Below are 13,108 nucleotides of genomic sequence, written 5' to 3'. Positions count from 1 at the left end.
TCGCACCATGAACACGCCCGCCACCTCACGTCGTCGCTTTCTGCAAACCTCCCTCGCTGGAGCCGTCTCGTTGCCTGCCTGGGCCGCACCGCTGGGTGCCAATGGCGATGTGCGCGTTGCCGTCATCGGCTTTCGCGGTCGTGGCGGCGGTCATATCAACGAACTCTTGAAGGTGCCCGGTGTGCGGCTGGTGGCTCTCTGCGATGTGGATTCCGCCGTCGTGGACAAAAAGGTGGCTGATCTCGACAAGAAGGGAGTGAAGGTGAAAACCTACCGAGACTTCCGCGAGTGCTGCGCAGACAAGGATGTGGATGCCGTGACCATCGCCACGCCGAATCACAGCCATGTGCTCATCGCTCTCACCGCTTTGCAGCATGGAAAGCACGTCTATGTCGAGAAGCCGGTGAGTCACAATCTCATCGAAAGCGCCAAACTGATGGCTGCGGCAACGAAAGCCGCTGCGAAGGGCATCGTCGTGCAGCACGGTATGCAGCGCCGATCCGATGAGGGCTGGGCGTCGGCGATGCAGTGGGTGAAGGAAGGCCACATTGGCAAGACCAAGCTCTCCCACGCGCTCGTTCATGGCCTGCGCATGAGCATTGATAAAGTGGACGGGCCACAGCAGCCGCCTGCCACGGTGGACTACAAACTGTGGTCCTCACCGCGCCCTGAGATGCCGATCATGCGGAAACAATTTCACTACGACTGGCATTGGCAGTGGCCGTATGGCGGCGGCGACATCGGCAATCAGGGTCCGCATCAATATGACGTGGCCCGTTGGGCGCTTGGCGATCCCGACACGTTGCCGAAGCGCGTGATGAGCTTCGGCAATCGCTGGGGTTATGTGGATGACGGCCAGACCGCGAACTGCCAGATCGCCTTTCATCCGTATGAGCCGGTGCCGCTCATCATGGACAAGTTTGGCCTGCCCATGAAGGATATGAATCCGAAGCTCGGTTCCGCTCCGTTCAAAGGCGTGCGTGACGGCAACATCATCCATTGTGAAGGCGGTTATGTGGCTGAATCGAAGGCCTACGACAACGAGGGCAAGGCGATCATGAAGTTCGAGAACTTCCTCACCGGCCCCGACCACATGAAGAACTTCATCGACTCCGTCCGCGTCGGCAAATACACCAAGGACGTGCTGCACATCCGCCACGGCCACCATGCCGCCTGCTTGTCCCACCTCGCCAACGTCTCCTACCGCCTCGGCAAGGCGATGAAGAACGACGAAATCAAAGAGCGCCTCGAAGGCGACAAGTTGGGTCAGGAACTCTTTGCCGAGTTTCTCAAGAATCTTGCCGCCAACCGCATCGACCTCAACTCGCAGCAGATCATCGCTGGCCCCTGGCTCGACTACGATCCCGCGAGCAATCAATTCACTGGTGAATTCGCCGCCGAGGCGAACAAGCTCTGCCAGGAAGAGTACGCCGCCGGTTTTGAGCTGCCGGAGGTGTGAGTTTTTCAGAGAGAGCGCCCACGATTGATCAAACGCGGCGTTTGCCGCGTTTTGGAATGACTTCCCTTCATGAAACGATTCGCACTCCCCTTCCTCTTCGTTGTATCTCTGCACGCGCAAACACCTGCACCAGCCGCCAAACCGGCTCCGGTGCCGAAACGCGCTCCCACCATGGCGAATGTGGCCTACGGCACGCATGAGCGCCAGGTGCTCGACCTTTACAAGGCGGAGTCCGCGAAGCCCACGCCGCTGCTGTTCTTCATCCACGGCGGTGGCTGGGTGAATGGGGACAAATCGGGTGTTGGTGAACTTGAAGCCTGCCTCGCCGCAGGCATTTCTGTCGTCTCCATCAACTACCGCTACTCCTGGCAGGCACACCTAGCGGGCGTGATGCCGCCGGTGCAGTGGCCGCTGGAGGACGCGGCGCGTGCGTTGCAGTTCGTGCGTAGCAAGGCGGATGAATGGAACATCGACAAGCAGCGCATCGGGGCCAGCGGCGGCAGCGCGGGTGCATGCAGCAGCCTCTACCTCGCCTTCCACGACGACATGGCCGATCCGAAGAGCAGCGATCCCATCGCTCGCGAGTCAACCCGCCTCTGGTGCGCGGCGGTGACCGGCGCGCAGACCTCGCTCGACCCGAAACAGCTCATCGAGTGGACGCCGAACAGCCGCTACGGCGGTCACGCCTTCGGTTTTATGGATCCGAACGACCGCAAAACCCGTGACACCCGTTTTGCCGAGTTCCTGGAGAAGCGCGAGTCCGTGCTGAAGTGGATCAAGATATACTCGCCCTACGAGCTCGTCAGCAAAGACGATCCGCCCGTTTATCTCTTTTACTCAGCGGTCCCCGCCATCGGCCAGCCGCAGAAAGATCCCACCCACACTTCCAACTACGGCGTCAAACTTCAGGAACACTGCCAGGCCATCGGCACCGAATGCGAACTCGTCTATCCCGGTGCTCCGGACGTGAGGCACAAGACGATCGCGGAGTTTTTGATCGCGACGTTGAAGAAGTAAAACTAATACCTTCAGGCTTGTGATTGAATAAGCTTATCAGCCTCGATTATCGCTTCGCAACCAGCGAGGATTTCCTGTATTTCGTAAATTCCCAATCTGGTTGGTTCTATATCGTGATTTTGCTCCCTAATTCTGATTCGAAGCTCAATGTCGTCAGAGAAGAAATAGACCTGCTGATCGAGTTTTAAGGCATCTCGAACGATTTTAGCTACAATCGGATCGGCGTAGGCTCGCTTATCAGCGTTTGTCGAAATTGAATCTATTCTGAGCCATTTTTCTTTCTGAGCCTTCTCTATTCGGTTGATCGCTAAACGAGCTCTCTTGTTTTTTTGATCTTCATACCCCGTACGATTTTTGATATTACAGATTTCGTCAAACTGGACACCCGGCAATACAACTTGTCGTTTAGCTTCTAAAGCTGCCAAGCGCAGAGCTCCAAAGAAAGCCTCGTACTCACGATTCATCCAGATGTTGGAATCAACCACCAAACAGCCAGCGAGTACCTTGTTGAAAGAATCCAGGTAGCTATCAGCTGTCTCAAAAACTTTTTCCTGCCGCTCGGCCTCCTGCTGTTGTCTCGCAGCTTCTTGCTGCCTTAGAAAAGACTCACGTTGTTGATGAATTAGTTGTTGTCTTTCAATCTCTTTTTTCCTTGAGTCGCTTTAATCCAACACGAAACCCCATACCAAATACCGAATGGAACGCATAAAACGAAAAGCCAAAATAATTTTTCCATCGATTGCGCATGTTCGCGCGCCTCACGTTCAGCGTCATTTTCACAGGCAACGAGGAACAGTGCCTGTATCACAAAAATGGATAGATAAGTCCTGGTTCGCAGGTTTGAGCACATAATTTCTAAACAAGAATCGGGCACCAAATGAGGTGCCAATCGTTTGTCAAATTCTTAAAGCCAGATGCGCGGCAAACCGTGCGTACTATGCGGTCCATGAAACTCACCCTTTCCCTCCTCCTGCTCACCAGCATTGCCTTTGCCGCTGACACACCGGCCAAGAAAGCTGAAGCGCCCGCCAAGAAGGCTCCGGCCAAGAAAGTTTATCCGCAGAACCCGCCGAAGACGGTGGCTGATTTCAAATATGGTCCGCACGAGCGCAACGTGCTCGATTTCTGGCAGGCGAAGTCGGACAAGCCGACGCCGCTGCTGTTTTACATCCATGGCGGCGGTTGGATGGGCGGGGACAAGGCGGGGATCGCGGTGGAGCCGTTTTTGAAGGAGGGGATTTCAGTGGTGTCGATCAACTACCGCTTCATTCATCAGGCGCAGGAGGTGGTGCCGCCCGTGAAGGCGCCGCTGACCGATGCGGCGCGTGCGTTGCAGACCGTGCGCAGCAAGGCGGTGGAGTGGAACATCGATAAGCAGCGCATCGGCGCGAGCGGCGGCTCGGCGGGCGCGTGTTCGAGTCTGTGGCTGGCCTTCCACCCCGACATGGCCGATCCGAAGAGCGATGATCCCATCGCGCGTGAATCGACACGTTTGTTGACCGCTGCGGTGAATGGTCCGCAGACCACGCTTGATCCGAAGCAGATGCGCGAATGGACGCCGAACAGCAAGTACGGCGGTCATGCCTTCTTGAAGAAGGAGGAAAACACGAACTTCGACGCCTTCCTGGCGGCGCGGGAGAAAATCCTGCCGTGGATCGCCGAGTACTCGCCTTACGCGCTCGTGTCGTCCGACGATCCGCCGGTTTATTGCTTTTTCGGTGCTCCTCCTGCGATTGGGCAGGAGCAGAAAGACCCGACGCACACGGCGAACTTCGGCGTGAAGTTGCAGGAGCATTGCAAGGCCAACGGCGTGGCCTGTGACGTGGTTTATCCCGGTGCGCCGGAGGTGAAGTTCAAGACGGTCAACGAGTATCTCATCGCGAAGCTCAAGGAAGCGAAGTGATTCCACACAGCAGCCAGTTCAACCATTCCAACCGACCATGAAACGCCAATCCATCCTCCTCTGTAGTTTTGCACTCGCATTCGGCTCCGTCTTCAGCGCGGATCAACCCGCTTTCCGTCCGATCTTCAACGGCAAGGATCTCACCGGCTGGTATGGCCTGAATCCGCATTCTGTGATGAAGCTCGAAGGCGAGAAGAAGGACGCGGCGCTCAAGAAGATGCGCGATGAGTTCGCGACGAACTGGCGGGTGGAGAATGACGAGTTGGTCAATGACGGTCACGGACCGTATGCCACGACGGAGGAGGAGTTCGGCGACATCGAGTTTCTCATCGAATACAAGACCGTGGCCGGTGCCGACAGCGGCATCTACATGCGTGCCACGCCGCAGGTGCAGATCTGGGACAAGAACCAGGTCTTTGACCCTGCCAAGCCGACACGTCGGCCGCATCTCGGCTCCGGCGGTTTGTTCAACAACACGCCGGACACACCGGGCCGCGATCCGCTGGTGGTGGCGGACAAACCCTTTGGCGAGTGGAACAGCTTCCGCATCCGCCAGATCGGCGCGCGCACCTGGGTGTGGCTGAACGACCAGCTCGTCGTCGATGGCGCACCGCTGGAAAATTATCCTGACAAGACCAAACCACTGCCCACCAAAGGCCCGATCATGCTGCAAACGCACGGCGGTGAGATCCGCTGGCGGAACCTGAAGGTGCGCGAGATCGGCGCTGAGGAAGCGAAGACGATTCTCGCCGAAGCCGACGCGAAGAAGTGAGGCAATCAACTCTGTCGAAAGAGCCGTGGTGGTCAGCCGCCACGGCTCTTTTTGCTGAGGACGCATAAAAAGATTGCGTGTGCCGGGCGTTTTCGGCTTTGATGACGGTTGAAGCCGTTGCCCAAAAGCATTCTCCCATTTCGACAATGACCCTGCCCAACAGTCTGATCGAAAAAGTCTTCTTTGGAGCCTGCCTGTCGCCCTACCTTATTTACTTCGTCGGATTGGGGCCGATCGCGCCGCTGCTGCTGGCGTGGCCGCTGATCGGCATCGCATTTTTCGTGTGGTTGCGGGAGGGCATCCGCCCGCCGATGCTGGTGCTGGTGTGGTGCGCATGTTGCACGGGCATCCTGGTGGAGGAGCTGCTGTCGCTTTACCTGCACGGGCTGGGCTTCAAGCACATTCCGTGGTGGTTCCTGACGTATGCGCTGGGCGCGTTTCTGCCGTTGGTGGGCGGCTTGATCCGTCCGGGCGTCATTGCCACGGCGGCGGCTCTGCTGGGCGTGCAGACGCTGATTTATTGCCTCGTCGCCTTCGCGCTCACCGGGGCGCAAGTTTTGCCCCTCATCGAGTACAAGGCGCTCATCCCCAGCTCGCTGTTTGGGAACAAGGATCTGTTCAGCGTGCATTTCCTCGCGCCTGCCTACCGCATCGACCAGGAATGGCGGCTGGTGGCCACCACGCCGTATGCGCCGTTCGCCGGTGCGATGGCGCTGATGTTTCTCATCCTCACGCTGGTCGGGAAGAACTCGCTGTGGAAGTGGACCGGTGTCGCAGGCTGGGTGCTGCTGCAGATCTGCACGTATTCACGCATGGGCATCCTGGCCAGTTTCACCTGCCTCATGATCTACGTGATTGTCGGCCAGGGGCGACGGTGGTTTTTCCTCGCCGCAGGTGCGGGCATGCTGGCGGTGGCGGCGCTCGCCGGGCCGATGCTGCATCTCAGCGAGAAGGCGGCGTCGGCGGTACACTCCGCACGGCTGAACTCCTCGCAGGACCGCGAGAACCTGCGCACCATCGCTTTTGAAAACTGGCTGTATGGCGAGCACTCGGTGCTGGGCGCGGGCGAAACCGTGCCGGGCAGCCAGATCGTGAACCAAGTGTACATCGGCGACCTCGATTCATTGGGAGCGATGCTGTTCCTGCGCGGCGCGCTGGGCTTCTGCTTCACCGTGGTGCCGATTTTGTTCACCTGGGTGTTTGGCATGAGCGGCGGCACGCATCCGTATTATCGCGCGGTGCTGTGCATCGCCACGGCGCTGATGTTTTACTCGTGGTCGCAGTCCTTGAAGGATTTGTTCATGTATTTCTGGCCGATTTTCCTGTTCATTGGCGCGGTGGCGTTTCGCGACCGTGACCGCGTTCCCTCTCCCGTCCTGCAACCCGCACTCTGCACTCCATGAAGCTGATTCGTTTTATCCTCATTCTCACCATCTGGCTCGCGCTGGGTGCCGCCGGCGGCTGGTTCGCCTATCAGCAGATGCCGGGCAAATACGTCAGCGAGGGCGAGGTGGCGCTCATCAGCGAGACGCTGTCCTCCGCCGGGCTGGCGCAGTTCTCGCGCATCTCGCTCATGGGCAGCGTGGACCGCGAGCTGGCGGCGCAGAATTTCCAATCCCTGCGCGTGCGTGAGCATGCGGCCAAGACCGTCGGCGGCATCACGCCCGCCGAGATCACCGACAACCTGAATGTGAAAACGCGGGACACCTCCGCCGTCATCTCCATCAAGGTGTCCGCCGATTCACCGAAACGCGCGGCGGATCTCGCCAACGCGCTCATCGACGAGGCCATCCGCGTGGATGGTGAAAAGCGCGAGTCCACGGCACGCACCGCGTTGCAGGCTGTGGGCACGCGCCTCGCCGAGGTGCGCAAGGAGCTGGACGAGGTGAACACCCGCATCCGCCAGTTCAATCTCGACAAGGGCATCATGATCAGTGACGAAAACGAGCGCCAGCAGGTCGTGGCGCTGACCATCGCCGACACGGAGAAGCGGCTGGCGGAGTTGCAGGTGGAGCAGACCGCGCTGAAAAGCCGTCTGAAGCAGGCGGCAGACCTCATCGCCGCGTTCAACAGCAAGGGCGAGCTGCCCAGCGGCTTTGAGTTCGACGATCAGGAGCGCAACTACACGCTCTCCGAGGCGCGGCGAAAGCTGCTGGACCAGGAGTCGCAGCTTGCCTCGCTGAAAAGCCGCTATGGGCCGGAAAATCCGAACACCCAGGCCGCGCAGGCGGAGGTGGAAACCACGAAACGCACCATCTCCGACACCCTGGGCATGCAGGGCGTGCGCCTGACCTCGCGGCTGAAGGACAACGAGGAGGCGGTGAAGTATTTCGAGAAGAAACTCGCTGACACGGAGGAGAAGGCGCGCAAGACGGACATCTCGCTCGATCCCATCTATGTGGGGCTTAAATCTCAGCGTGAGGCGCTGCAAAGCTCCCTGAGCCAGCTTTCCACGCGCTTCACCGAGCTGTCCGTCTATGCGGCGGCCAAACCGGTGACGATGCAGCGTTTCTCCGATCCCTATGTGCCGGACGGGCCGTCGAAAATGAAGATCCTCAGCGCGCTGGCCGTCGGGCTGTTCGTGGGCGGTTTCCTCGGTCTCCTGCACATGGTTCTGAGCGCCGGTGTGGTCTCCAAACTTCAAACCTATGTGGCGGGCAAGTAAAACCAGCTTCCTGGCATGGAGCCTCACGGCGGTGGTGCTCGTCACCACTGTGGCGGTGATCTGGCTGGCGCCGCGTGCCTGGCTGGCGCAGGCGCGGGTGGAGATCAGCCCGCTGGATGTCTCGCCCACCGGCATGGCCGGCTTCGTGCGCGTGGACTTCGCCTATGGCAACCGCATGCTGCCACAGGAGATGGTGGCGCGCATGACGAGCAGCGGCACGCTGCGCCGTGCGCTGAAAAAATTGCAGTGGCCGGATGACGAGGCCGGTCTCGAAATGGCGGCGGACTCGGTCATGGCGCACTTGGTGCCCGGCAGCACGGTCATCGAGGTGATGGCACGCAGTGACAAGCGCGAGGAGGCTCTCACACTGGTGGAGGCGGTCATCGCCGTGCAGGACGACATCCGCCGCGAGGAGCGCGGCACGCTGGCGGGGCAGTTGCTCGGTGTGCTGGACAAGGCCGCCGCTGATCTCGGCAAGGAGCGTCTCGAACTCGCAGGCAGGCTGGCGAAGATGGACGTGCATCTGCCGCTCGATTACTCCTCCTTCATGGTCAAGATGGAGACCACGCTCGCGGACATCACCGAGCAGCGGATGCGGCTGGCCGGAACCCTCCGCCGAATTGAAACGCTGGGGACCGGCGGCAGTGTCACCGCCAAAGGCAGCGTGGAGGAGGAGCTCTTCGCCACCAATGCCGGTTACGCCGGCCTGCGCTCACGTCTTGGCTCCAAGCAGGCCATCCTCGCCCGCATCACCACCACGCAGGGCGTGAACAGCGACGAGTACAAGCAGACCGTCTCCGAGGTGAGCGCCTTGGAGAGCGAGCTGAAGCAGTTCGTCTCCGGCGCGGCCGCCCAGTTCCGTGCGCAGATGCAGGCGCTGGACCAGTCCGCCGAGGAGATCGAGAAACGCATGAAGTCACGCGAGGACGCGCTCAGCGCCGCGCGTGCCACGCTGCTTTCGCCCGAGTACGAGTCCCTGCGGCTGCGCGCCGAGATGGTTCGCGAGCAGCTCAAGCAGATCGAGCAGCGCCGGGCGGAGATCCAAACCTACCAACAGCTCTATCAGCCCGCGCTGCGCCTCGTCGTGCCACCGGAAGTCGGGGCCGCGCCGGAGGATCGCCTCCGTGGGGCACGCGTCGTGTTCGCCGTGTTCGGCGCGTTGTTCATCGGCCTGTCTCTCAGCACCATCCTGCGGCATCGCGTCGCGCCGCCGCCGGATTCGGCCTTCGCTTAAACCCGCCTCCCGCGCCTTATGGACAACACGCTCGTCTCCGTCATCATCCCCTGCTACAACATGGAGCCCTATCTGGCGCAGACGCTGGAGTCGGTGATCAACCAGACCTACAAGAACCTGGAGATCATCGTCGTCGATGACGGCTCGAAAGACGGCACGGCGAATGTGGCGCGTGAGTATGAGAAGCGTGATTCGCGGGTGAAGGTGCTCGTGCAGGCCAACAAAGGCGCCTCCGCCGCGCGCAACCTCGGCCTCGACCATGCCAGCGGCAAATACATCGCCCTCACCGACGGCGATGACTGGTGGGCGCCCACCAAGATCGAGAAACACGTCAAGCATCTGGAGGGCGATCCCAGCGTCGGCTGCAGCTACTCCGCCACGCAGTTCGTCACGCTTGATGGCAAGCTGCTGCACTGCCGCTTTCCCAAGACGAAAAACCTCAGCGACTACTACCTCTACTGCCGCAATCCCATCACCAACGGCTCCACGCCCGTCTTCCGCCGCGAGGTCTTCGACGAGCACAGCTTTGACGAGGACAAGCCGCGCAACAATGACGTGGACTGCTGGCTGCGCATCTGCTTCACCCCGCCGCGGAAATGGAAGCTGGAGGGCGTCAACGAGGCGCTCACCTTCTACCGCGTCACACCCGGCAGCCTCTCCGACAAGCTCGACAAGCACTACGACGCCTGCCTGCACACCTGGCAAAAGTCGTACCAGTACGCGCCCGACATCGCCAAGAAGTTTGCCAAGCTGGCCGAGGCCTTCCAGCTCCGCAACTACGCCCGCCGCGCCTTCTCCATGCGCCAGAGCGCCGACTGCCGCCGCTTCATGTTCCAGGCCATGAAGACCGACATGCGCATGTTCCTCTACGAGCCCGTGATGACCGCCGCCACCCTCGCCGCCGTCCTGCTCGTGCCCTTTGTTCCCGGAGGAAAAAAGAAATCATGAAGCACCGGCTGCCCACCCTCACGATTCTCGACATTCCCATCGTGCGCGCGACGGAGGCGGAGGCGATGGAGGAGATCCGGCGGCTGACGGAACAGCCGGAGCCGGCGCTGGTGATTTATGTGAACGCGCACACGCTGGAACTGACGACGCGTGATCCTGCGTATCGCCAGATCGTGCAGGAGGCGGCCATCGTGATGAATGACGGCATTGGGGTGTCCATGGCGGCGAAGATCGTGGGCAGCGTGTCGTTTCCGGCGAATCTGAACGGCACGGACCTGACGCCGTTGATTTTGAAACTGGCGGCGGAGCGGGGCTGGCGGGTGTTTCTGCTGGGAGCCCAGCCTGGCGTGGCGGAGAAGGCGGCGGCGAAGTTTGTCTCGCAGAATCCGACCCTGGTGATCAGCGGGACGAACTCGGGGTTCTTCAAAGCCGAGGAGCTGGAGGGCGTGATTCAGAAGATTCGTGAGGCGCGAACGGATGTGCTGATCGTGGGCATGGGCAATCCGGTGCAGGAGCAGTGGCTGGCGCGGCATCAGGCACAGACGGGGGCGAAGCTCGGCGTGGGTGTGGGCGCGTTCCTCGATTTTTCAGCGGGGGTGTTTCCGCGTGCGCCGCTGTGGATGCAGAAGATGAAGATCGAGTGGCTCTACCGCATGACACGCGAGCCGAAGCGGCTGTGGAAGCGCTATCTGGTCGAGGCGCCGGTGTTTCTGGCGCACGTGGCCCTGGACGTCTGGAAGAAGAAGCGGCGGGCTAAGTCAGCGTCGCCGCAATAGCGGCACGCAGTTCGTCACGCGCGGGGCGGAGATCCACCGGCGTATTGGCGGGGGACATCAAATCGTTGCGCTGGTCGATGCTGAGGAGGCGGTCGCCGAGATGCAGCTCTTGGAAGGCGTCGATGATCTTGTGGTCCTTGGCCGGATCGCAAACAGCCCAGGCATTGGCACCGAGGCTGAGGGAGGTGAGGGCGACGTGGAGGCGGTTGGAGAGAATCAGCGATGCGGCGCAGTAGGTGGACGCGAGATTTTCCAGGGTGATCTCACTCAGGGCGGTTTCAATGCCCATGGCGTTGAGTTCAGCGGCGATGGCGCGGACGCAGGCTTCATCCCGCTCCACCTGCCAAGTGAGCATGACTGGCAGCGCATGCTGGCGGGCGTAATGCGCGGCCAGTGCGGCGACCTGCTGCACGAATCCGGCGCGCTTTTCCTCGGGGTAGTAGTCGAAACGGAAGGAGACGATGAGCCCGCCATTCTTCACCACGTTCGGCGGTTGTTTACCGGAGAGCAGGACGATGAGATCCGGCGCGCAGGAGATGTTCCGCTGGTTTTTGAAGCTGCGGATGCGCTCCAGGCTGCCCTGATCCCGCACCATGGTGTGATGCGAGAGGCGGACGAGGAGCTTTTCCAGCCGGGCACCGAGGCCGCTGTTGTTCGGGATGGATTTGCCCAGGCGCATGTAGCGCACGCCGAGCAGGCGGTAGTAGATGGCGAACGCGATGGGCACCACATGCCGCCAGCTCGCTTTGCCAGCGTGGCCGGGCGGGGCGATGATGACATCAAAGTAGGCACGGCAGAAGATCAGCTTCAGGTAATAGCCGAGACCGCGTTTCGTGGCAAAAATGACCGGTGAAGGGACATCGGCGATCAGCGCATCGCGAAACTGCTTCGAGACACCGGAGACATCGAAGAGCATGCGATCCGCTTTTTCGGCGAGGAGGTCGATCAGGAGCTTGTTGATCAGGAGGTCCCCGAGGTTCGAGTCCTGGGTCTTCATCAAATACAGGATTCTCATGGTGTGCGGAGGATTTTGGCGGAGGCGGGGAGGTTGAAGAAGATCATGTCCACCGTGGCGAGCATGATGAAGGCGCTGGTGGCGCCCCAGCCGCTGAATGCCAGCGCGGTGACGCCGAAAGCAGCGAGACTCGCGACGGAGGTGATGAGCAGGAACTTGCGCTCATGCATGCCGATGAGGAAATAAGCGCCCCAGTATTTGATGAGCAGGCTGGCGAGGAAATAAGCGCCGCTGATGACATGCCAGCGGCCAATGGGCAGTCCTTGACCAAACAGGAGCTCACCACCACGGCTGATCCAGGCGTCGGGAAACACCGCCACGATCAGCGGCGCGGCGCTGAGCACCACGGTGATGAGATAGGCGCGGCGTATCCAGGTGCCTTTGTTCTGCTCCAGAGCCTGTTTGATGGCAGGAATCATCGGGCCAAAGATCAGCGTGGCCGAGTTGCGGATGAGCAGGGAGATGCTCATCAGGGCTGAGTAGATCGCGAGATCAGCGGCACCGGATTTGGAGTCGAGGATGAACTTCAGCAGCTCACGCGGCAGGTTGGAGGAGAACTCGAAGATGAGATAGATCAACCCGCCGAAGAACAGCGTTTTGCCAATGCCCAGGCCCACGCTGCCGTCCTGGATGCCATAGCGTGATTTGAGCTCACGCCGGCTGTAAAGATACAGGGGCAACGTCTGGACGAGGCAGGTGGTGGTGACGAGAAACCAGATCTTTGGGTAAAACGGAAACAGCAGCAGCATGGCGGCGGCGATCGCGTTGCCGAGGCCGTTGTAGAGGTAGGATTTGTGAGCTCGCAGCGCGGCGGTCTCGATGCGGATGAAGGAGTTGCACACCGCGCGCATGACGAGGCTCAGGGCAAACACGACCAGCGTCAGGAGATGCTCCAGCAGCGACGATTGCACCGATCCTGCGAAGTTGGGCGAGAGGAAGGTGAAGACGGAGGCTCCGAGCGCACCGATGATCGAAACCAGGATCGTCAGGATGAGGGAGGTGCGGATCACATCCGCGTTTTTGTGATCGAGCTTCGTGCCGGAGAGCAGGGAGGTCAGATTTGGCCCGCCAAACACCTGCGCCGGTGATTGCAGAATAAAAAGCGCGATGAAAAGCGAGTACAGCCCGTAGCCCTCGGCACCGAGGTGGCGGATGGCGAGCGGGATCGAGGCGAGTTGCAGCACCGCTCCCAGGGCCTTGCTGACGAGGCCGGAGGAGATGACCTTCACAAACACCCTGCCATGCTGGTGCAAAGAGGCGTTTTCACCATCCGGAGCTGGTGCAGCGCTTTCAGGTGTCGGCATGGCGGTGATGATTGC

The 13,108-nt window shown here is 60.5% G+C and carries 12 protein-coding genes; 9 read left to right on the top strand and 3 right to left on the bottom strand.

The window, feature by feature from the left end:
* Positions 1-7: 7 nt before the first annotated feature.
* Positions 8-1,459 carry a Gfo/Idh/MocA family oxidoreductase gene (locus U1A53_RS20095; RefSeq protein WP_322283646.1) on the top strand — a complete coding sequence of 484 codons (1,452 nt, stop codon included), beginning with the start codon at positions 8-10 and terminating at the stop codon, positions 1,457-1,459.
* 69 nt (positions 1,460-1,528) lie between these two features.
* The gene (locus tag U1A53_RS20090) at positions 1,529-2,476 is read left to right on the top strand and encodes an alpha/beta hydrolase (protein ID WP_322283645.1); all 948 of its coding nucleotides are present in this window, start codon (positions 1,529-1,531) and stop codon (positions 2,474-2,476) included.
* Positions 2,477-2,487: 11 nt separating this feature from the next.
* Here the strand turns inward: U1A53_RS20090 and U1A53_RS20085 are convergent, their stop codons facing one another.
* The gene (locus U1A53_RS20085) at positions 2,488-2,961 is read right to left on the bottom strand and encodes a PIN domain-containing protein (RefSeq protein ID WP_322283644.1); all 474 of its coding nucleotides are present in this window, start codon (positions 2,959-2,961) and stop codon (positions 2,488-2,490) included.
* Between the two features lie 461 nt (positions 2,962-3,422).
* On the opposite strand from U1A53_RS20085, the gene U1A53_RS20080 reads away from it, so the two are divergent.
* The 7 genes from U1A53_RS20080 (at position 3,423) to U1A53_RS20050 (ending at position 10,774) form a co-directional block, all read left to right on the top strand.
* On the top strand, positions 3,423-4,379 hold the full coding sequence (locus U1A53_RS20080; protein ID WP_322283643.1) for an alpha/beta hydrolase: 957 nt from the start codon (positions 3,423-3,425) through the stop codon (positions 4,377-4,379).
* 37 nt (positions 4,380-4,416) lie between these two features.
* Positions 4,417-5,151, top strand: coding sequence for a DUF1080 domain-containing protein (locus U1A53_RS20075; RefSeq protein ID WP_322283642.1), 735 nt, complete (start codon positions 4,417-4,419; stop codon positions 5,149-5,151).
* Positions 5,152-5,297: 146 nt separating this feature from the next.
* Complete coding sequence (locus U1A53_RS20070) at positions 5,298-6,554, top strand: hypothetical protein (protein ID WP_322283641.1); 1,257 nt, start codon at positions 5,298-5,300, stop codon at positions 6,552-6,554.
* Entirely contained in the window at positions 6,551-7,816 is a 1,266-nt protein-coding gene (locus U1A53_RS20065; protein WP_322283640.1) for a hypothetical protein, read from the top strand. The genes U1A53_RS20070 and U1A53_RS20065 overlap by 4 nt, the downstream gene beginning before the upstream one ends.
* A complete protein-coding gene (locus tag U1A53_RS20060; protein WP_322283639.1) occupies positions 7,800-9,050 on the top strand; it encodes a hypothetical protein in 1,251 nt (416 codons plus the stop codon). Before U1A53_RS20065 ends, U1A53_RS20060 begins: the two co-directional genes overlap by 17 nt.
* An 18-nt stretch (positions 9,051-9,068) precedes the next feature.
* Positions 9,069-9,998 (top strand): glycosyltransferase family A protein, encoded by a 930-nt coding sequence (locus U1A53_RS20055; RefSeq protein WP_322283638.1) that lies wholly within the window; start codon positions 9,069-9,071, stop codon positions 9,996-9,998.
* On the top strand, positions 9,995-10,774 hold the full coding sequence (locus tag U1A53_RS20050) for a WecB/TagA/CpsF family glycosyltransferase (protein ID WP_322283637.1): 780 nt from the start codon (positions 9,995-9,997) through the stop codon (positions 10,772-10,774). Before U1A53_RS20055 ends, U1A53_RS20050 begins: the two co-directional genes overlap by 4 nt.
* Here the strand turns inward: U1A53_RS20050 and U1A53_RS20045 are convergent.
* Both U1A53_RS20045 and U1A53_RS20040 read right to left on the bottom strand, forming a co-directional pair.
* The gene (locus U1A53_RS20045) at positions 10,752-11,789 is read right to left on the bottom strand and encodes a polysaccharide pyruvyl transferase family protein (RefSeq protein ID WP_322283636.1); all 1,038 of its coding nucleotides are present in this window, start codon (positions 11,787-11,789) and stop codon (positions 10,752-10,754) included. The genes U1A53_RS20050 and U1A53_RS20045 overlap by 23 nt on opposite strands.
* The gene (locus tag U1A53_RS20040; protein WP_322283635.1) at positions 11,786-13,093 is read right to left on the bottom strand and encodes a hypothetical protein; all 1,308 of its coding nucleotides are present in this window, start codon (positions 13,091-13,093) and stop codon (positions 11,786-11,788) included. Before U1A53_RS20040 ends, U1A53_RS20045 begins: the two co-directional genes overlap by 4 nt.
* Positions 13,094-13,108: the final 15 nt, after the last annotated feature.

The organism is Prosthecobacter sp. (assembly GCF_034366625.1).
GTDB lineage: Bacteria > Verrucomicrobiota > Verrucomicrobiia > Verrucomicrobiales > Verrucomicrobiaceae > Prosthecobacter.
This window is presented reverse-complemented; position numbering and strand designations above follow the sequence as displayed.

What these genes read in the sequence shown, in the direction of transcription:
- U1A53_RS20095 (WP_322283646.1), top strand. Translation starts at nt 8, where the DNA reads ATGAACACGCCCGCCACCTCACGTCGTCGCTTTCTGCAAACCTCCCTC.
- U1A53_RS20090 (WP_322283645.1), top strand. Translation starts at nt 1,529, where the DNA reads ATGAAACGATTCGCACTCCCCTTCCTCTTCGTTGTATCTCTGCACGCG.
- U1A53_RS20080 (WP_322283643.1), top strand. Translation starts at nt 3,423, where the DNA reads ATGAAACTCACCCTTTCCCTCCTCCTGCTCACCAGCATTGCCTTTGCC.
- U1A53_RS20075 (WP_322283642.1), top strand. Translation starts at nt 4,417, where the DNA reads ATGAAACGCCAATCCATCCTCCTCTGTAGTTTTGCACTCGCATTCGGC.
- U1A53_RS20070 (WP_322283641.1), top strand. Translation starts at nt 5,298, where the DNA reads ATGACCCTGCCCAACAGTCTGATCGAAAAAGTCTTCTTTGGAGCCTGC.
- U1A53_RS20065 (WP_322283640.1), top strand. Translation starts at nt 6,551, where the DNA reads ATGAAGCTGATTCGTTTTATCCTCATTCTCACCATCTGGCTCGCGCTG.
- U1A53_RS20060 (WP_322283639.1), top strand. Translation starts at nt 7,800, where the DNA reads ATGTGGCGGGCAAGTAAAACCAGCTTCCTGGCATGGAGCCTCACGGCG.
- U1A53_RS20055 (WP_322283638.1), top strand. Translation starts at nt 9,069, where the DNA reads ATGGACAACACGCTCGTCTCCGTCATCATCCCCTGCTACAACATGGAG.
- U1A53_RS20050 (WP_322283637.1), top strand. Translation starts at nt 9,995, where the DNA reads ATGAAGCACCGGCTGCCCACCCTCACGATTCTCGACATTCCCATCGTG.
- U1A53_RS20045 (WP_322283636.1), bottom strand. Translation starts at nt 11,789, where the DNA reads ATGAGAATCCTGTATTTGATGAAGACCCAGGACTCGAACCTCGGGGAC.
- U1A53_RS20040 (WP_322283635.1), bottom strand. Translation starts at nt 13,093, where the DNA reads ATGCCGACACCTGAAAGCGCTGCACCAGCTCCGGATGGTGAAAACGCC.